Annotated in this window: 17 protein-coding genes and 1 pseudogene; 15 read left to right on the top strand and 3 right to left on the bottom strand. The window is 37.0% G+C overall.

Features of this window, described 5'->3' with window-relative positions:
- Nucleotides 1-34: 34 nt before the first annotated feature.
- From carB to AC0L3W_RS06965, 3 genes are all read left to right on the top strand, one after another.
- On the top strand, nucleotides 35-3,265 hold the full coding sequence (carB, locus tag AC0L3W_RS06975; RefSeq protein WP_290037703.1) for a carbamoyl-phosphate synthase large subunit: 3,231 nt from the start codon (nucleotides 35-37) through the stop codon (nucleotides 3,263-3,265).
- Nucleotides 3,266-3,896: 631 nt separating this feature from the next.
- Nucleotides 3,897-4,481, top strand: coding sequence for a uracil-DNA glycosylase family protein (locus tag AC0L3W_RS06970; protein ID WP_409439314.1), 585 nt, complete (start codon nucleotides 3,897-3,899; stop codon nucleotides 4,479-4,481).
- A gap of 837 nt (nucleotides 4,482-5,318) precedes the next feature.
- Nucleotides 5,319-6,590 (top strand): DUF2254 domain-containing protein, encoded by a 1,272-nt coding sequence (locus AC0L3W_RS06965; protein ID WP_290037706.1) that lies wholly within the window; start codon nucleotides 5,319-5,321, stop codon nucleotides 6,588-6,590.
- A 65-nt stretch (nucleotides 6,591-6,655) separates the two neighbouring features.
- On the opposite strand, the gene AC0L3W_RS06960 is transcribed toward AC0L3W_RS06965, so the two are convergent.
- Nucleotides 6,656-7,909 carry an MFS transporter gene (locus AC0L3W_RS06960; protein ID WP_409439315.1) on the bottom strand — a complete coding sequence of 418 codons (1,254 nt, stop codon included), beginning with the start codon at nucleotides 7,907-7,909 and terminating at the stop codon, nucleotides 6,656-6,658.
- A gap of 414 nt (nucleotides 7,910-8,323) precedes the next feature.
- Here AC0L3W_RS06960 and AC0L3W_RS06955 point away from each other — a divergent pair, with 414 nt between their 5' ends.
- The 9 genes and pseudogenes from AC0L3W_RS06955 to aphA all read left to right on the top strand — a co-directional run bounded on the left by AC0L3W_RS06955 (nucleotide 8,324) and on the right by aphA (nucleotide 15,802).
- A complete protein-coding gene (locus AC0L3W_RS06955) occupies nucleotides 8,324-9,373 on the top strand; it encodes an acyltransferase (protein WP_290037708.1) in 1,050 nt (349 codons plus the stop codon).
- Between the two features lie 50 nt (nucleotides 9,374-9,423).
- Nucleotides 9,424-10,584 (top strand): alpha/beta hydrolase, encoded by a 1,161-nt coding sequence (locus AC0L3W_RS06950; protein WP_409439316.1) that lies wholly within the window; start codon nucleotides 9,424-9,426, stop codon nucleotides 10,582-10,584.
- Nucleotides 10,585-10,709: 125 nt separating this feature from the next.
- Nucleotides 10,710-11,300, top strand: coding sequence for a P-loop nucleotide/nucleoside kinase family protein (locus AC0L3W_RS06945; RefSeq protein WP_409439317.1), 591 nt, complete (start codon nucleotides 10,710-10,712; stop codon nucleotides 11,298-11,300).
- Nucleotides 11,301-11,510: 210 nt separating this feature from the next.
- Nucleotides 11,511-11,789: a LysR family transcriptional regulator gene (locus AC0L3W_RS06940; protein ID WP_409439318.1), complete on the top strand. Its 279-nt coding sequence runs from the start codon at nucleotides 11,511-11,513 to the stop codon at nucleotides 11,787-11,789.
- Nucleotides 11,790-11,834: 45 nt separating this feature from the next.
- Nucleotides 11,835-11,963 (top strand): annotated as a pseudogene (locus AC0L3W_RS06935) (VOC family protein); the annotation flags it as partial.
- Nucleotides 11,964-12,149: 186 nt separating this feature from the next.
- On the top strand, nucleotides 12,150-12,767 hold the full coding sequence (locus AC0L3W_RS06930; protein WP_409439319.1) for a hypothetical protein: 618 nt from the start codon (nucleotides 12,150-12,152) through the stop codon (nucleotides 12,765-12,767).
- Between the two features lie 10 nt (nucleotides 12,768-12,777).
- On the top strand, nucleotides 12,778-13,866 hold the full coding sequence (locus AC0L3W_RS06925; protein ID WP_290037718.1) for a rhomboid family intramembrane serine protease: 1,089 nt from the start codon (nucleotides 12,778-12,780) through the stop codon (nucleotides 13,864-13,866).
- Nucleotides 13,867-14,247: 381 nt separating this feature from the next.
- The gene (locus AC0L3W_RS06920) at nucleotides 14,248-14,847 is read left to right on the top strand and encodes a YitT family protein (protein ID WP_290037719.1); all 600 of its coding nucleotides are present in this window, start codon (nucleotides 14,248-14,250) and stop codon (nucleotides 14,845-14,847) included.
- A gap of 244 nt (nucleotides 14,848-15,091) precedes the next feature.
- A complete protein-coding gene (gene aphA, locus AC0L3W_RS06915; RefSeq protein WP_409439320.1) occupies nucleotides 15,092-15,802 on the top strand; it encodes an acid phosphatase AphA in 711 nt (236 codons plus the stop codon).
- A 184-nt stretch (nucleotides 15,803-15,986) separates the two neighbouring features.
- Here aphA and AC0L3W_RS06910 read toward each other — a convergent pair whose 3' ends face one another.
- Nucleotides 15,987-16,895, bottom strand: a complete 909-nt coding sequence (locus tag AC0L3W_RS06910; protein ID WP_290037722.1) for a LysR family transcriptional regulator — start codon at nucleotides 16,893-16,895, stop codon at nucleotides 15,987-15,989.
- A 166-nt stretch (nucleotides 16,896-17,061) separates the two neighbouring features.
- On the opposite strand from AC0L3W_RS06910, the gene AC0L3W_RS06905 reads away from it, so the two are divergent.
- The 3 genes from AC0L3W_RS06905 to AC0L3W_RS06895 all read left to right on the top strand — a co-directional run bounded on the left by AC0L3W_RS06905 (nucleotide 17,062) and on the right by AC0L3W_RS06895 (nucleotide 19,794).
- Nucleotides 17,062-17,511, top strand: coding sequence for a DoxX family protein (locus tag AC0L3W_RS06905; RefSeq protein WP_290037723.1), 450 nt, complete (start codon nucleotides 17,062-17,064; stop codon nucleotides 17,509-17,511).
- 870 nt (nucleotides 17,512-18,381) lie between these two features.
- Complete coding sequence (locus AC0L3W_RS06900; RefSeq protein WP_409439321.1) at nucleotides 18,382-19,158, top strand: DODA-type extradiol aromatic ring-opening family dioxygenase; 777 nt, start codon at nucleotides 18,382-18,384, stop codon at nucleotides 19,156-19,158.
- Nucleotides 19,159-19,533: 375 nt separating this feature from the next.
- Entirely contained in the window at nucleotides 19,534-19,794 is a 261-nt protein-coding gene (locus AC0L3W_RS06895) for a YrhK family protein (RefSeq protein ID WP_290037725.1), read from the top strand.
- A 23-nt stretch (nucleotides 19,795-19,817) separates the two neighbouring features.
- On the opposite strand, the gene AC0L3W_RS06890 is transcribed toward AC0L3W_RS06895, so the two are convergent.
- Nucleotides 19,818-20,384 (bottom strand): hypothetical protein, encoded by a 567-nt coding sequence (locus tag AC0L3W_RS06890; RefSeq protein ID WP_409439322.1) that lies wholly within the window; start codon nucleotides 20,382-20,384, stop codon nucleotides 19,818-19,820.
- Nucleotides 20,385-20,509 lie beyond the last annotated feature (125 nt).

Genomic DNA, 20,509 nt, shown 5'->3' with positions numbered 1-20,509 from the left:
AACACATTGAACAGATATAAAAAGGTAATTTCAGATGCCAAAACGTAATGACTTAAAAACCATCCTTATCATTGGAGCAGGCCCGATCGTTATCGGCCAAGCTTGTGAATTTGACTATTCAGGTGCGCAAGCATGTAAAGCACTAAGAGAAGAAGGCTACCGTGTAGTACTTGTAAACTCTAACCCTGCAACCATCATGACTGACCCAGAAATGGCTGATGCCACTTACATCGAACCAATTCACTGGGAAGTAGTTGAAAAAATTATCGCTAAAGAGCGTCCTTGTGCCGTTTTACCAACAATGGGTGGTCAAACGGCGCTTAACTGTGCACTAGAGCTTGAAGAAAAAGGCGTGCTAGCGAAATACAACGTTGAGATGATTGGTGCAACGGCTGATGCAATTGATAAAGCCGAAGACCGTAGCCGTTTTGATGCAGCAATGAAGAAAATTGGACTTGAATGTCCACGTGCTGGTATCGCACATACAATGGAAGAAGCTTACGGCGTATTAGAGATGGTTGGCTTCCCTTGTATTATTCGTCCATCTTTTACCATGGGTGGAACGGGCGGCGGTATCGCATACAACCAAGAAGAGTTTGATGATATTTGTTCAAACGGTTTAGACCTTTCTCCAACCAATGAATTATTGATTGATGAATCATTAATCGGTTGGAAAGAGTATGAAATGGAAGTAGTTCGCGACAAAAATGATAACTGTATCATTGTATGTGCGATTGAAAACTTTGACCCTATGGGGATTCATACGGGTGACTCAATTACGGTTGCACCAGCACAAACATTAACAGATAAAGAATACCAATTAATGCGTAACGCTTCTTTAGCAGTATTACGTGAAATCGGTGTTGAAACAGGTGGTTCAAACGTACAGTTTGGTATTAACCCTGCAGATGGCCGTATGGTACTTATCGAGATGAACCCTCGTGTATCACGTTCATCGGCATTAGCGTCTAAAGCAACAGGTTTCCCGATTGCTAAAATCGCTGCAAAACTAGCGGTTGGTTACACGCTTGACGAATTACAAAATGATATCACTGGCGGTAAAACACCAGCATCATTTGAGCCAACTATCGATTACGTTGTAACTAAGATCCCACGCTTTAACTTTGAAAAATTTGCTAACTCAAACGATCGTTTAACAACGCAAATGAAATCAGTTGGTGAAGTAATGGCAATTGGCCGTAACCAACAAGAATCTTTACAAAAAGCACTTCGTGGCTTAGAAGTTGGTGCAGACGGTTTCAGCCCGATGGTTGATTTAAACGCTGATGACGCAAAAGAAAAAGTCTTATACGAACTACGTGAAGCAGGTGCTGAACGTATTTGGTACATCGGTGATGCATTCCGCCTTGGTATGACCATGGAAGAAGTACATAACATCACTAAGATTGACAACTGGTTCCTAGTTCAAATCGAAGATCTTATCTTAGAAGAGAAGAAACTAGCAGAAGGCGGTTTACGCTCACTAGATGCTGATTCACTACGTAAACTTAAACGTAAAGGTTTTGCTGATAGCCGCATCGCTTCTGTGATTGGTTCATCTGAGACTGAAGTACGTAAACTACGTGAAAAATTTGCACTACACCCAGTTTACAAACGTGTAGATACCTGTGCTGCAGAGTTCTCATCTGATACGGCTTACATGTACTCAACTTACGATGAAGAGTGTGAAGCAAACCCAAGTGATAATGAGAAAATCATGATCATCGGTGGTGGCCCTAACCGTATCGGTCAAGGTATTGAGTTCGATTACTGTTGTGTACATGCAGCTATGGCAATGCGCGCAGATGGTTACGAAACTATCATGGTTAACTGTAACCCTGAAACGGTTTCAACTGACTACGATACTTCAGACCGTTTATACTTCGAATCAATCACATTGGAAGATGTACTTGAAATCGTACGTGTTGAAAACCCTAAAGGCGTTATCGTGCAATACGGTGGTCAAACGCCACTTAAATTAGCACGTGCGCTTGAAGCGGCTGGCGTACCTATTATTGGTACTTCACCAGAAGCGATTGACCGCGCAGAAGACCGTGAACGTTTCCAACAAGTGGTTGAGCGTCTAGGTCTTAAACAGCCTGAAAACGATACAGTAACAACACTTGAGCAAGCGGTTGAATCTGCTAAGCGCATTGGTTACCCATTAGTTGTACGTCCTTCTTATGTACTAGGTGGTCGTGCGATGGAAATCGTATATGACGAGCAAGACTTACGTCGTTACTTTAAAGAAGCAGTAAGTGTTTCTAATGAATCACCGGTTCTACTTGACCGTTTCTTAGACGACGCTGTTGAAGTTGATATTGATGCAATCTGTGACGGTACTGATGTAGTTATCGGTGGCATCATGGAGCACATCGAGCAAGCTGGTGTTCACTCTGGTGACTCTGCATGTTCATTACCTGCTTACACGCTAAGCGCTGAAATTCAAGACGAAATGCGTGGTTACATCAAAGCATTAGCACTGGAACTAGGTGTTGTTGGCTTGATGAATACACAGCTAGCGGTAAAAGATAACGAGATTTACATGATTGAAGTAAATCCACGTGCTGCCCGTACTGTTCCATTTGTTTCTAAAGCGACAAGTGTGCCAATTGCTAAAATCGGCGCAAGTGTAATGGCAGGCAAAACGCTGAAAGAACTAGGTGTGACTGAAGAAGTTATTCCACCTTACTACTCAGTTAAAGAGGTAGTATTACCGTTTAACAAATTCCCAGGCTCTGACCCAATCTTAGGTCCTGAAATGCGTTCAACAGGTGAAGTAATGGGTGCAGGTGCAACCTTTGCTGAAGCTTATGCAAAAGCGGAACTAGGTTCAACGAAAGAAGTGCCTGAAATTGGTCGTGCATTAATATCTGTTCGTAACAGTGATAAAAAGCGTGTTGCTAAGTTAGCACAACAAATGCTGGATTTAGGTTTCGAACTAGATGCAACGCACGGTACGATGATCACCTTACAAGAATCTGGTATTGAAGCTCGCCTAGTGAACAAGGTTCACGAAGGCCGTCCACACATTCTAGACCGTGTTAAAAACAGTGAATACAAATACATTGTGAACACCACAGAAGGGCGTATATCAATTGAAGATTCGCGTCAGTTACGTCGTGCAGCATTACGTTATAAAGTAAACTACACAACAACGCTAAACGGTGCATTTGCAACTTGCCGCGCTCACACTGCTGATCCAACAGCACCAGAAGCAACAGTAAGTTCAGTACAAGAGCTACATAAACGCATTAATGGTTAATCATTAAGTTGATAATCAATAGCTAGTGATGTAGTAAATAGGAAGCCACTCAAATGAGTGGCTTTTTTGTCTTTGAGCTAGGGGAGTTTGATTCTAAAATACCTATCGCGGCAATTGATATGTATGTGTGCGGGTATCATAGAGGTGTTTTAAACACCAAAGATAGATGGTCGGCTATCATCTCTAGAAGTTACTCATAGTGCCGGTTGCTTATTAATATTTAGTAGAACTGATATTGATAAGCAAGCCGACGTGCATTTGCAGTAAATCATTGTCGAACCTAAAGGTTTTTTAAAAGTATGTAGGAAATAATACCGAACACAATAAATAACTTATCTATTTCACTTGTTAAATCAGCTCACTTCTTCGTTGTGAATTTCGTAAATAGAACATCATTTACGCCTTGAATTGAACTCCTTTTGCTGTATAAAATTCTGATAACATATTTAATGTTATCGGTATAATTATCAAAATAAGAGGCTGAAAATAAAGTGCTATATACCTATTACTTTTCGTATGAAGAAAGTTTTTAGGTGTTGAAATTGAATCGGTGCTTTCACTGAGTCCAAAATACAGTCTATCTAATTGGTTAGGCCTCACTTTAATAACAATAATAGGCTTTTAGTAAATCGTGAAAATAAAAGACTTCAATCAATTATTAACAGAGGTGGATTCGTGCACTATTTGCGAAACTAACTTAAAAGCAGGCGTTCGTCCTGTTTTACAAGTTAATCCGCATGCGAAAATTCTTATTGCAGGTCAAGCGCCTGGCTCAAGAGTTCATGCTACAGGTATTCCATTTGATGATCCGAGTGGTGACCGATTAAGAGAATGGATGGGGATTAATAAAGAAACTTTCTATGATTCACAAAAAATTGCCATATTGCCCATGGCTTTTTGTTATCCAGGAAAGGGGAAATCAGGTGATTTACCTCCTCCGCCAATCTGTGCAGAGACTTGGCGTAATAAATTGCTTGAAACGATGCCACATATACAACTTACACTTGTTATTGGACAATATGCTTTGGCATGGCATTTAAAAAATAGAGGTAAAAATCTTACTGAGACAGTCAAGAATTGGGCTATGTTTGGAGATCAGATTATGCCGCTACCACATCCAAGTCCACGTAATAATATTTGGTTAAAAAATAATCCATGGTTTGAAGCAGATGTATTAACGGTATTACAAAATAGAGTTCATAATATTCTTAAATAGATTTTACTTAGCTTTTCATAGGGTAGTTTACTTCCATTATTTGATTATCCTGTGACTAGTTCGGCGATTTGAAATGTATTTTTGACGCCGTAAAATTTCTGTTTAGTATTTTTTAAAAATAGAATACATCAGTATATGGAAAATTTTTGTTACTAGGTTTAAATTTTTAAATCAATGGTTTATTGTTTTTATAAGGTTTTTATTGTTGGTTAAACGTCTGCACACTAAAAGTTTAGCTACACCTGTATTTGTTTTTATCGACCCGTAGTTGGTTGGTTTTTCTTCTGCATATATTATTAGTTACCTTGTAACTCAAACTGCTAGTAGCCAATCAAGTATCAGAATGCTTATTCGATTATTTTCAACAATATTCTCTATAACCTATTAAAGAAAAAACCGTCATTATTGGAATATCGATTCTTTGAAACTAATGGTTATCATCTCTTGTATTAAAATATGAAAGTGCCTATAGCAATATTGGTAGCAGATAAAATAGCTAACGACCAAGTACTGCTGTAGCGCTGTCAATTAGAATAAGGTGATATAGGCTGTACGATTTAGGTAAAGTGAGTAAGCATGTGAGCTGTATTAGGTCGTTCATAATATAGAGAAGCCAAAACATTGCTTAGATTAAGCCTAAATGGATGTTCATCGATGACATGATAAACTAATGAGACTCGTAGTGCTTTTTCACTTTAATTTAATCAATCATTTAATCAAAACCAAATAATAAATTTGAATCTCAAGTAAATGTGAATTAATGTGGTTTTTATTTCAACTGTTTAGGCTGATAGCAAGAAATTCAACAGCTTAGCTAGGTGAATATAGGGTGCCATTATGACTTCATTCATTTCGTTAGATCGCCTTCGATTTTTGTTTAATCGTTTTGCTGAACGGCTTTGGGTGCGCCCATTAGCAATCTGTTTATTGTCGGTAGTTGTTGTCTTTGCTGCGAAATTTATAGATGGCTCTCAGTTAGCGAACTTTGCGCCTTTAGTTGAAAAGGATTCGGTTGAAACCTTACTTTCCATTATGGCTTCTAGCATGTTGGTGATTGCGACGCTTTCTGTGTCATCTATGGTTGCAGCATACGCGGCTGCAAGTAACTCTGCGAGCCCTCGTTCTTTCTCGCTGGTGGTTGCCGACGATGTGTCACAGAATGCACTTTCCACTTTTGTTGGTGCTTTCATTTTTAGTGTCGTTGCAATTACTGCTGTCAAAAATACTTTCTATGATAAAGCGGGGCTTTTTACGCTTTTTGTTCTAACTGTATTTGTATTCGCTGTGGTGATTTTGACTTTTGTAAGGTGGGTAGACAGCATTGCGCGTTTGGGACGAGTGGGTTCAACTATTGATAAAGTGGAAAGTGCAACGGAAAAAGCGCTGACTAGAAGAAGAGATAAGCCGACATTGGGTGGAATATCAATTTTAGGTTCACCAACTAAAGGCCAAGCTGTGTATACATCCAAAATAGGCTATGTACAGCATATTGACATGGCAGTGATTCAAGACTGGGCAAATGATGTTGACGTGTCGGTAGTGTTGTCGGCTTTACCTGGTACATTTGCTTCACCTGATCAAGCATTGGCTTACGTTAGCATTCCATCAGGCGATTTGTCTGAATTGGATTGCACATGTTTAATGGAGGCGTTTCACATTGGTAAAGATCGTACCTTTGAAGATGATCCTCGATTTGGTTTGGTTACATTATCTGAAATTGCAGTTCGTGCCTTATCTCCAGCTGTTAATGATCCAGGGACGGCGATAAAAGTGATTGGCACATTGGTACGTTTAATTTCTACTTTTAACGCACCAGCAAAAACTGAAAATAAAAACCACGTTGAGTTTGACCGAGTCGCAGTGCCAGAGATTCTGGTATCGGATATGTTTGAAGATGCTTTTACCGCTATCGCTCGTGATGGTGCCGGTAGCATAGAGGTCTGTGTTCGCTTACAAAAAGCATTTAATTCTCTTGAGTCACTTAACAATGATGATATTCAAAAAGCTGCTCGTTATCAAAAGGATTTAGCGTTAAAGCGGGCATGTAAAGCACTTGATATAGAAGAAGACTTGATCGCTGTTAAAAATGCAGCAAACAAGCCTAGTTGATCGTTGAATAATGAACAGGCCTTTAAACCGAGGTATAACTTTAAAAGCTTGTTCAATGTTTTAAATTATTGACTCTCTAAACTGGTTTCACTGTCAGTAGCGTGTTGTGTGTTTGTTTTAAACTCTGTTAACCAATATAAAAAAGCAATAACACCAAAAGAGCCGCCCAACCACGATACACCAGTCCAACCTGCTATCTCAAATACATATCCAGAAGAAGCTGAACCGACTACGCCACCAAAGAAAAAGCTGGTCATATAGGCTGTTGTAATACGACTTCTTGCAGCAGGGTTCAATGTATAAATCACACTTTGATTTAAGATATGAGATCCTTGCTGCCCAATATCTAGCAGGATCACTCCAATCATGATGGCAAAAAGGTGAGTGCTGAATAAGCCCATGATTGTGAATGCAATCATGATTAATGACAACAGTAATCCTGTTCCCATACGGGTATGACCTTTATCATGAAGTTTACCAGCAAAACTTGCACTGAGAGCACCTGCTGCGCCAAGCAATCCAAATAAGCCAATCAATGAATCTGTGTAATTATAAGGAGGACGAGCAAGTAAAAAAGCTAAGGAAGTCCAAAGCACACTAAAGGAAGCAAACCCAAGTGTTCCATAAACAATTCGACGTCTTAACAAAGGCTCATCACGTAATAAGTGCAGTATTGAGCCAATTAATGCTGGATATGATAAACGCATTTCACCTCGACTTTCGGGAAGCATTTTCCATAGCACAGCGGTTTGAACAAGCATGCTAAATGTGGCAAACCAAAATACGGCTTGCCAACCATAGGCATCAGCAATCACTCCTGATACTGTTCTGGCCAATAAAATACCCAATAATAAACCTGACATCACGCGCCCAATCACTGCTCCTCGTTGTCCTTCTTCTGCTAACACAGCCGCAAAAGGGACTAACACTTGAGCTGCAACTGCTGTTAAACCAATTGCTAAACAAGAAAGTAGAAATATTCCAATGCTACTCGACAGTGCTGCACCGGCTAAGCCAATAGCAGTGCCTGCTGTAACAATCGTAATTAAACGACGTCGTTCAAGTAAATCACCAAGTGGCACGATCAACACTAAACCCATTACATATCCTAATTGCGTCATGGTAATAATCAGCCCAGTGGTACCGATAGAGGTGCCAAACATATTCGCTAAGGTGTGTAGTAAAGGTTGTGCGTAATAAAGATTAGCCACCGCCATACCGGATGCAATAGCCATTACATAGACTAATAAGTTATTGGGTTTTAAAGACGGTGTTGTCGTAGAAACTTGATCATTGTGATCACTTAATGAATTGGACAAAGTCGGTTAACCTCGAGATTTTGGATTAAACAGCTGTAAAGCAGGAAAAGTACTTTTCATTTATCATAACGTGTTGATACATAAAATGTAACGTTCTCAATCAATAAAGATCAAGCAAAATAAAAGCCACTAAGGAGATGTCTAAATAGGCAACATTTTGTCGCTAATATGTATAGTTTAATAGCGCATATAACTATTTCGCTCTAATGAAGCTTTGGTTCGTAGGTAAAACTATGAAATATTCACGTATGCGTTATTGTTTATCATGTCTTAATTTATGCTTTGCTTGTTTAACCCTCTTCTTGTTAATTAGTGTTTATTGCTTAATAATCAGTTTGATATTTATATCATTAGCCACTTGGGTTTATATTTGTACTGTCACATATTAATTATTAATCAGACTCAGGAGTTAAATTGGAAAATATAAAAGTAGTGTGGGTTGATTATCTCCGTGTTATTGCTATCGGTATGGTTGTATTTTTACACTCAGCCTCGCCTTTATTGTATAAATTCAATCAATTACCTTTGGATTACTGGTTAATTGCAAATGTCTATGATTCTATGGTGAGAGTCTGTGTCCCGCTATTTTTTATGGTATCTGGTTTTTTGTTATTGCAAAAACAGGAACCTTTAGGCTTTTATTTTTCAAAGCGATTTAAAAAACTCCTGGTACCCATTATCTTTTGGTCGTTATTTTTTATTTTATGGAAAAACATTGTTGAGAATGGTGAACTTCCAAAATTTGAGCAGTTTTACAGTTTATTACTTAAACCCAGTTACTATCATCTCTGGTTTTTATACGCGCTAATAGGTATTTACTTATTTGTCCCTATCTTAAGAATAGTGACCAATTCTACTGATAATAAATTGCTTGTTTATTATTGCTTAATTTGGTTTTTAGCCGTTTCTGTCATTCCCTTTATTGAAAAAGTGATTGGTGTAGATAGTAAAATAGATCTACATTCTATTTCTGGTTACATTGGATACTTGGTATTAGGGTATATCTTAGGGAAAAAGACTATCTCATTGAAGGTATTCATTTTTTCTGTTGCTATTTATTTACTGATGGTTATTTTTACTGCTTCGGGTACCTATTATTTAACGCTAAGTAATGATGGGAAGTTTTCAGATTATTTATACTCTTACCTTGCGCCTAATACTATTATTGCTGCAATTTCCTGTTTTATCCTTATAAAGTATGTGGCAATAAACAGCGCTGTATTTAACAATACAACTCTTTTGAAGATGGTTAAAAAACTTAGTGCTTGTAGTTTTGGCATCTATCTCATTCATCCTGTCTTCATCTATTTATTTAAAACAGGGAGCATTGGGCTTGAATTATCTGCATTTTCAGGTGACCCATTATTATTTATACCCTTAACGTCGTTGATTGTATTTCTACTATCATTTTTTATGGTTTTATTCATTAAAAAAATACCGGTAATAAACTTAATTGCGCCGTAAGTCGTAGTAAATGAATATATTTATTATTAACTTTTCAATAGGATTTTAACTTGATTTCATCATTTTTACGTCATGCTGTTCTGAGCTCTGTTGTGTTACTTGCTGCTTGTAGCCAAGCCAATCTTAACCCTAATTATCAAGTCGCCGATGCTTTACCTAGTTATTCGCAAGATACCTTTAAGCAATATATTAGTGAGACAAGAGAGTGGCTATTAACGCATAGAGTCTTTAAAACCGATGATGTTGAAAAAGAGTTACGCGCTAATTTACCTTTTGAATTAATTCCTGAAAATCCAAATGGTGACGCGGTGCTTTTAGTGCATGGCTTGGGCGATTCTCCATATTCATTTATCGATATTGCTGATCATTTAGTGTCGCAGGGGTATTTGGTAAGAACGGTTTTATTGCCTGGGCATGGTAGTAAATCTGGCGATTTAATGTTGCCTAGTTTAGAAGACTGGCAAGGTGTGGTACACCATCATATTGAGTTATTAAAAACTAAGTCAAATAAACTGTGGCTGGGAGGCTATTCTACTGGAGCAAACTTGGTAACATCTGAAGCGTTAAATGATGATGGCATCGCTGGATTATTATTGTTTTCTCCAGCTTTTAAGCCAGAAAAATCAGTGGTGAAGTGGGCTAGTTTGGCGAGTTACTTTGTGACATGGGCTGATCAAGACCCTGAAACCAATTACATACGTTATAATTCTTTACCTATGCATGGTGCAGCAGTTTATTACGATACTGCTGCAACAGTTCAAGAAGACCTACAGGATATCACTTATAACAAACCTGTGTTTATGATGATCAGTGAAGGCGACCGTGTCATTGATAGGGCATTTCCTATTGCTGTATTCGAACAACAATTTAAAAATAAAAACAATCACCTTGTATGGCTAGGTGAAGAAGACCTATCAATCTCGCAAAGTACCCGTTTTAGTATGAATCGCCCTGATTTACATATCGTTAATAGTTCTCATATGGGGTTGTTATATTCACCTAATAATACCGAATATGGTGCAAAAGCCGATATCACTATATGTAATAATGGCCAGTCTAAAGAGCGACAAAAGGCTTGTGAAGCAGGTGAGGATATTTGGTACTCTTCTTACGGTTGGCATGTTGAAGGTAAAACATTGGCTCGATTAACTTATAATCCTTATTTTGATAAAAGTATGACAGAGCTGGATCGCGTAATGGATAATCAATAATGTATAAGTACATACAGGAAGCAGACGGTGATATTTGATAGTAATACCACGCTAATTAAACATTTTTTATTGTTTAATTTAATGAAATAAATTTTCAAAATAGCTTATATTATTAAGGATTAATAATGAAAAGACTTATTCTAGTAACCTCGCCGCCAGCAAGTGGCAAAACCTACATTTCTAAAAAATTGGCTAAAGCACTGAAGCATGTTGTGTATTTAGATAAAGATACGTTAATAGTGCTATCACATCAGATTTTTAAAGTGATGAATGAAGAGGTTAACCGAAGCTCCGATTTCTTTGAAGAGCATATTCGTAATTACGAGTACGACGCGGTATTAGCTTTAGCAATGGAAGCTCTTGAATATGATGATATTGTACTAATTAACGCGCCATTTACTCGTGAAATTAGAGACACTGCTTTTATTGATAATTTAAAGAATCAACTCATCGAAAAAGATGCACGTTTAACCGTTGTCTGGGTGATGACAGATGTTGACGTAGTCAAAAGTCGTATGATTGAAAGAAACTCATCAAGAGATACATGGAAGCTCGACAATTGGGATGAGTATATTAAAGACGTTGATTTCTCTATTCCATTGAGCCTTGATAACCCCGATATCGTCGATGATCTACTTCTATTTAAAAACTCCAACCAAGAAGAATATGAAAACTCAATGAAAGAGGTGGTTTCTATTTTAGAAAAGAAACCGTAGTTGATTTTTCAGGTTTTCCATTCTCTTATGGCTGACCAAACAGAGACTGTATTAATAAGTCTGCACAGATTAGGTAATTGATGTTACCTAATCTATTTATTATAAAAGGCAGCGCAGTGCTACTTTTTTATCAAATTGTCGGTAATGCGGCAATAAACATCATTTCTACTTTCCAGTCTGGATTCGCTAGTTTGGACTCTACGCAGCCTCGTGCAGGTACCGTTAGTTCATGACAACAGTAGAGCGGTTTGGAAGCAATGGTTTATTAAATATTTGCCTAATAGCAACAGCTGGAAGCATGGTTATGTTTATTCAGATTTGTCACTTGCTTTAGAAGCTGCACTAGATGGGGAAGGCTTATTCTTAGCTGATGATATTATTTGTAAACAAGGGATTGAATCCGGTGCCTTAGTTAAAGTATCTTCACCCATTCATCACTTGTCTAATAACCAAATGACCTTTCTACTTTATGTTGTTAATCGACTATAAAATAATAGTAATGTAAATATTCTATTCTTCTATTGGCAGTGTCGATTGTTTAAGCCAATTAATCATGTTGCGGTTATTTGTTCTGATTATTCAAGGTCAAAGTATTTTTATACTGACATTCTTGGGTTGCAAGTGAGTACTGAACATTATCGTGCAGAAAGGCAATCTTATAAATCTCCCTACCATTACTGATTTTTTATCTTCTGTTTACAGTCTTTGCTATATATAGCTATATCTTACTAATTTTTCAGGTAAATATAAAAATATTATTAATATGTGATATTATTTTTTAGGTGTTTATTGCAGTAAACATTAATACACAGATTAATTTTAACTAAACGAACAAGGAAGAAAGAGATAATGGAACCTGAAACGCCAAAAGTAGCTGAAACTCTTGATAAAAAAAATAAAAAACAACGGCCTGCAATTCGTTTTGATAATTCTGACTTAATAAAAAGCGGTTTTTGGGTTGGACAAATATTTATGGTCATTGCGACTGTGATAGGGGTTTATTTAGCTGCTCAAGAGGGTTTATCCCAAGCTTTATTATTTGAAAATTTAAATAGCAAAGAGAAGAATTTCTATTTGCAACATGCTTTGGCTGATGAGCTTGGCGATAATATTAAGACACTTGATAGCTATGCTAAATTACTGAAAGAGAAGTCACCTTACAATATAAAAGCCTACCACCCTGCGATTGACGATTTTGTATGGGGTAACATGAAGTATTCATCCAATGCATTAGAAACACCAAGTTACATACTCTCCGGTGTTCGTCGTTATAATTCAGAAACTGCGCAGATCATTACAAAAATAGAAAACAATCAATTTGGTCCTAAATATGGTGCGGATTTACTACTAGCACTTAATAAAAAAGTAAGTGATGGTGCGCTAAAAAATCTAATTAACAATTATACCCAACTACATCACGAACTTATAGAAGCTGGTATTGAAGTCGGCCCGTTGTCAAATAATTAAGGAAATTACAATGAAAAATTGCCCAAATTGCGCCAGTACTTCAATGAGAGCATATGAGTTTCATCAACAAGAAGTGGAGCAGTGTCAAGAATGTCATGGTATCTGGTTAGAACTAGGCGAGTTAGACGGTGCTTTATCTGTTGCTGATAATGGTAATTCACAGGTTTATATGGAAGAGGCCTTGGGAGAGGTATTGGGCGAATCTAAACGTCATTGCCATGTATGTGATAAAAAGCTATCTCGTTATCATCTAATGTCCGGTTTTGAGGTCGAAGTTGATACCTGTTCTAACTGTTTTGGAGTTTGGCTAGATCATGAAGAGTTAGAAAAAGTAACCCAATCTCCAGCGATTGCACAAGCTCTGTTGGAATTAGATAAACCGACACATAAACGTACTTGGTTGTTTCAATTTTTATCGCAAATGCCAGTGGAATACAATCTAAAGCCTAAAAGAACACCATGGGCAATGTACTCTTTGCTATTTTTTAATATTTTATTCTTTATTAGTTATAGTGTGGGAGTCGTTAATGAATCTTTTGCCTTTAATTACTTTGCGTTGCATTCTGACCAAGTCAGTCATGGTCAACAATTGTGGGCACTACTAACCCATATGTATATGCATGGTGGGCTAATGCATTTAGTTGGTAATATGTACTTCTTATATATCATCGGTGACAATTTAGAAGATACATTAGGTCGTGGCAAATTTATTCTTTATTATACTTTGTGTGGTCTTGGTGCAGCTGTTGCACAGATTTTAGCTGATCCTAATTCAACTATTCCAATGGTAGGTGCAAGTGGTGCGATTGCAGGCTTATTTGGTATGTATTTATTATGGTTTAGGCACGCTAGCTTGACACTGATGGTGATTGTTTATCAGAAAAAAGTGAGCCCTATGATCTTCTTTGGTTTTTGGATTGTGACTAATATTGTGGGTCTTTATTTAGCAAATGAAAGCGGTGGAGGTGTCGCTTATTGGGCTCATATTGGCGGTTTTATTGTTGGTATTGTGATTGGTTTGCTGGTTAAAAAGAAAGTATTTGCTACAAACCCTCTGTTGGCGATGCTTAATAGCCAAGAAGTGAAAGTGAAACGTTAAGTTTTTATTTATACCGACAGCCATGAAATGGGGTGTCGGCTGACGTTAATACTTTTGTTATATAAACAAGTTATATTGAGTACTTTGATGAAATGATTAAACCTTGAGTTGTTGATCGTTTACTATGGCTTTTTATATAGCAATAAATCCCTTAAGTGCACTGTTTTGATCCATTTTCTGTGATTAAGCCATCTCTCTAGTCAGCTAACACAGATTTTATCTCGGTTGATAATAGGGCTTACTTCAATATCATTTCATAAATGTATTTGGCTTATTTATTGCTAACCTATTGAGATTATAGGTGCTGGAGTTCTTTTAATTGAAACTCTATATTCAATGTTGAAAAATGTGCGTATTGCGTGACACTAGGAAGAGAATTTAATGCCAAGTAACAAACATAGTTTTATTGAAGATGTCCAAGCCATTATTATTGCCACACTATTAGCTTCATTGGGAGTAATGCTTTTTAAAACAACAGGATTATTAATTGGTGGTACGGCTGGATTGTCTTTTTTAGGGCAATACGCAACTCAGTTTAGTTTTAGTGAAATATTTTTTATTATTAATCTGCCATTTTATATTCTGTCCTATAAACAGTTAGGGTGGAAATTTACGCTAAAGACTTTTGTCGCGGTTTTATTACTGTCTGTTTTTGTTGAGTTTACACCTACATTTATTACTGTGAGCTTTTTAGATCCTATTTATTCAGCTGTGGTGGGTGGGCTTTTAATTGGCTTTGGTTTGCTGATGTTATTTAGACATGGTGCAAGCTTGGGGGGATTAATGATTTTGGCACAATTTTTAAATCAAAAATACAATATCTCTATCGGTAAGTTTCAAATGTCGGTGGATTTTATTGTGTTATTACTCGCCATTTTTATTGTGGATTGGCGAGCCATTCTATTATCAATTATTGGTGCAACAGCCTGTAATTTAATATTGGTGATAAACCATAAACCAGGACGTTATAGCGGTAAGTAGAAAAGAATGCTAACTACTATCTAAACCACCTGTATAGAAATAATAACTAAACTGGTTTTTTTGTTGGTGGAATATAGTACTCCATCATAAAAAACTATATCTCGAAAACAATAGTTTAAGATTAATCTATTTAACGACTTCTACTTTTGTTCTGTTTATTTACCTCGTATTATCAACACTTGTGTTGTATTCAATAACGCAAAATCTGATCTAATTTCCGTTCATAAACTCAAAGGACTCTTCCATGAAAAAAAGTTTTCTGGCGCTCTCGATTATTATTTCATCGATTTTCTCTCAAACTGCAATTGCAGATCCTAAAACACCTGGTACTCAAACTGGTTACTCTAGTGCAGATTTATTAGCAAAAGGTGTTCCATCAGATATAAATACTGTTTCGGTTGAAGCATTGGCAAAGGAGTTAAAAGGCAAACCTGCAATGACGGTTGGTTTTGATATCGATGATACAGTTTTGTTTAGTAGCCCTGTGTTTTATCGCGGCCAGCAAGAATTTTCACCGGGTGGGTATTCATATCTTTCCAATCAACAGTTTTGGGACAAAGCGAACTGTGGTTGGGATGCATTTAGCCAACCTAAAACCATTGCCAGCAAGTTAATTGCCATGCATCAAGCTCGAGGTGACGATATTTATTTTATTACAGCTCGTACGCCATCTGATTGTGACTTCATGACAAATTATATTAAAAAAACATTTGATATCAATCAGATGCATGATGTTATTTTCTCTGGATCTAGTAAAGATGCTTATTTAAAAGCACCGTACATCAAACAACACAATATCAAAATTTATTACGGTGATTCAGATGGAGATATTATTTCAGCTCGCCAAGCTGGCGCTGAAGGGATCCGTATTATGCGAGCAGCCAACTCAAGTTATAAACCACTTCCAAAAAATGGATTGTATGGTGAGCGTGTTGTATTAGATTCGCAGTATTAATTTTCTAGCAAGAAGCGTTAAAAATTCAATCGATTAGTTTAATATTCTTTTTTTCATTTGAATGTTATCGAGTTGTTTTATCGCTCTGATGAGTAAGCTTGTATTACCGTTATTGACGACGGTAATACAAGCCATTAGTAGCTATAACTTCTTAAAATATTTTCATTAACAAATAAAGTCGTGTTTAAAATTCATCCCAATAAGGCTTTTCACCGTAATATTGGCTAATAAAATCAATAAAAACAGTGAGTTTGTTTGCGGTTAATTTTCGATGAGGATAAACCACATACAAGGTCATTACATCGGGGTTAAAATCTTCTAATATGACTTTTAACTTACCTTGCTTTATCGCCTCGCTAACAATAAAAGTCGGTTGTACCACATAACCTTCTCCGGCAATCGCCGCCTCCACTAATACATCCCCATTATTAGAAGAAATACTTTGTCTTTGTGCTTTAATTGATCGCTTTAATGCGTTGATGAGGGGTAAGTGACCCCGGTTATAGTCCATGTAGTTATAATGTAAAAAATGGTCAGGGTTAAGTTGGTCAGGGTGTTCTGGAGTGCCATTTTGGGCAAGGTACTCGGGTGATGCACAAGTCACTATATGGATAGGCGCGATACGTTTAGCGATCAGGGAAGAGCTTTTTAGGTCACTAATACGCAATGCTAAATCGTAGCCTTCTTCGATAACATCAATTTTACGATCATTGAGCTGTAAATCAATTTTAACTGCGGGATGACTTTGACGAAAATCTCTCAGTAAAGGAGCGATATGTTTGGTGGCAAATGAAACGGGGGCACTAATGCGCAGTGTCCCTTGAGCTTCATTGTTAAGTTGTCCTAGGCTACCTTCCCAATCATGAACACGCTCTAAAATTTGCTGTACATGTTGCACACATTGCTCGCCTTCTGCTGTTAGACGAATAGTACGAGTGGTGCGATTAAATAACCTGACGCCTAAATGCTCTTCTAAATGTGCAACATATTTGCTGACAAGTTGATTAGAGGTATCTAATTTTTCTGCTGCCTTAGTAAAACTGCCTTCTTTTGAAACAGTGATAAAGGCTTTCATCATGTCAAGCTTATCCATTGTTATTACCCCAAAGATTAAAATGTCATACATAATATTATTACCAATATTTTGTTGGCAATAATTCAATGTTAGCAATGTTTATCATTATATTTGTTGGGAGTAAACTCCTTTTCAAATTGAACTACACATTTCTAACTCATTAAATTAATACCAAGGATAAATAATGAATAAGCAATTCATCAACAAAGTACTTAAAACAAATGCAGGTTTAGGGTCATTGATCATTCGTATTCCTGTTGGCCTGATACTCGTTGCTCACGGCTCACAAAAGCTGTTTGCCTGGTTCGGAGGATATGGGCTTGAAGGGACAGGACAGTGGATGGAAAGTATTGGTTTAGCACCGGGTTTCTTGATGGCTTTATTGGCTGGTAGTGCTGAATTCTTTGGTGGTATTGCATTGATTTTAGGTTTATTAACCCGTCCTGCTGCACTATTGATCGCCTTTACTATGCTGGTGGCTATTTTTACTGCGCATATCAGTAATGGTTTATTTATAAGTAATGGCGGTATCGAGTATGCGTTGACTTTATTTGCGGCAACCTTAGCGTTAACGTTTCAAGGTGCCGGGCGCTTCTCTATTGATAACCGATTAGCAACACTATTGGGTAAATAATCAATAGGCCGCAGCTCTGGATTAACAATATATTAGGCCTCTGATGAATGTTAGAGGCCTTCGTAGGAAAGGGCGGTGGTTAATAGTGTATTGGAACGCAAATGAGAGTCGCTACAGAATCAAGATAGTACAAGTCGTTTTATTAAATAACACAGGTTTTACTGGGCAAAATGATGTTCCTCATACTGCAATCGATTATGGCCTGCGCTTATAAGTGTTGGTTAATTAATAGTGAGGAAGGGGGAACCTGCGTTAACTGATTTTGCACATCGCTCTATACTATGACCTTTTTGAACATGCAGGATATTCAATGGTTTCTACAATCTGAAAGTGTAAGAATAACAGCATTATTAATAATCAGTCTGACGACACTTTATGTATTTTTAATGATGATTTTCGCAATATTAATTAATTTATATCCAGTTGAATTACATCAATAGATAGACATTTTCATCGGTAGTATTTGTGGCAGCCTAAATAATGGTGTTTATCGTGCTGTTTTTGCTTCAGATCAGCTAACTCATGACGAAGCTGCATTTGTGTGGTCTGTGCTAGCTTAAACTCTTTAAAGGAATATTTTGAAGCATTTCATTGTGCGTCTAAGAATAGTTTATTGAAAGTGATATTTGTTTAATGGTAACGCTGACTCGCTTTATGTCGGTTATCCGGTTTATTTAAAGCAAACTTTAATAGCTGATGGCGCTCATTTATCAACTTACTTAAAATGGTTATTTAAGCTCGATGTTTTTGCAAAGAATACGCGCATAGCCCATCTTAAGTTGGGTATTATTCAATTAAGGTGTTAAACCCTTCGATGATTGTGCCAAAAGGCCGCGATATGGTTTGGTTTAAGTATTGATAGGAAAGTTTATGAATTTCGCTCCTTTGATGTTTATAAGTCATGGCTCACCGATGTTTGCCATTGACTCTGGTTTAGCTGAAAAGCAACTTGCTAAACAATCGACACATTTTGATCATATACAGGCAATTATTGTTATTTCTGCTCATTGGATAACCCAAGGAAACTACATTACAACCAGTGAACATCCTGAAGTTCTTTACGACTTTAGAGGCTTTCCACAAGCCTTGTATGAGTTACAGTACCCCGCGTTAGGCTCATCTGTGATTGCAACTAAAGTGATAACGTTATTGCGTGATAATGGCATTGAATGTAAAGCTGATAATGTTCGAGGTTGGGATCATGGCGTTTGGATCCCATTACGTCATCTTCGACCTGCTGGTGATAAACCTGTTATACAAGTATCTTTGAATGCTGATTATAGTGTTGATAGTCTGCAACAACTTGGTGAAATATTAAAACAACTAAGAAGGCAAAACATTGCGATTATATGTTCTGGTAGTGTTACTCATAATTTATACGAGTTACGCATGACACATGATCTAGTAGCTGATTATGCACAAGGCTTTCAGGATTGGGTGAGAGAAGCAATAATAAAAAACGATATTACAGCTATTAAACACCCTGAAACATCAAATTTTTATAGGCAATCACATCCAAGCTCAGATCATTATTTACCGTTAATTATCGCATTAGCTGCCAGTGAGCCTAATGAACAGGTTCATGTTTTAAAAAGCCCAATATTGCATCATACTATATCCATGGAAAGCTATATTTGGGGGACGTAAATCAACAAGCAGGGACCTTTTATTTATTGCCGTTATCGACTAAAAACCTAATGAAATCAGTTGACTGCTCCATTGTGTAGGAAATTTTCCGTATAAATGTTTAACTTTTGACTAACTGAGATGAGCTCATAAAGCCAATTGCATTGCAGCTGGTAGTTCTATTCCTTCTCGCACCGACGATAGCGATAATACTAGGTTCTTTTTAGAGGACATATTGATAGCTTTATCTGTTCGTTAATCGTTTTTAGCAAAGCAGGGCTTAATTTGGGCTGCTTTATTTAGTCCAACCATAAATAATCTCTTTATTGCCAGCCACTTCATATTTATGATGGAAGTTAATTTCAAGCCTGTGATCAAATTATTTGAGGAGTATTAGTGGATAACAAAAATGAATTTGACCTAGATATAGGACAACGACATATAGCGATACAACGTAGGTACGAAGCTTTAGGTGCATTTAATGATCTATTTATTGCCATTTGGTTTTTGATAGGTAGTGTTTTTTTCCTCAACGATGCACTGATTGAAAGTGGCACTTGGCTATTTATTGTTGGTAGTGCTCAGTTAATTATTAAACCTGTTATTAAGCTATTAAGTTTAGTACACGTTAATAAAATTTTTAAAAAGGCTACTTAGCTAATACCGTTTGATGTGAGGCATTACAAAATGATCTCACGACGACAATCAAGCACTTCAACTCCTAAAAATAAACCTAATATATGCCCATCGTGCATTACTTGAATGAGATCGTTGTGATTTAAAATGTTAATGCGTCGGCCATGTTCTGTTAATAGGTTTAATTCATAACAGGCATAGCTGATAGCATGCTTCCGTTGAATCATTTTATTGTTGATTTGCAAAGAGACAATATGATGTAATTTTACGTTACGATCTTTGTGGTTGTTAAATACACCGGATACTCTATTAAAGGTAGCACGGCTTAAAAAGGGCTGGATTAGCGATATCCCAAAAGTGCCTATCGCAATACCAAAACCTCCAACAAAAATAGCAAGGTCATACTTGGTTGAAATGATCAGCTGGTAAGTGGCTAAGCCTATTAAAAAAATGCCCACCACAATATAAACGACACAAAACAACATAGCTGTGATAGTTGGGCGTAAATAAGCAATATCGCCATTTATAATAACTTTATGTGATAAAAACTTAGGCCCATCTTTGAGCAGGGTTCGGGTTAAATCGACGATGAAGGTGTCATTCTGGTTCATATACTATCCTTGTATATTTATACCAAGCTTACTCATTAACTGATCTGTTTTGCTTGTTAAAATAATTTATTTTTGGTTGCAAGTTTCGCAAAGCGATAACCATTAAAGAATTAACACCATTTCGC

The sequence above is a fragment of the Psychromonas sp. KJ10-5 genome, from assembly GCF_055808325.1.
This window is presented reverse-complemented; position numbering and strand designations above follow the sequence as displayed.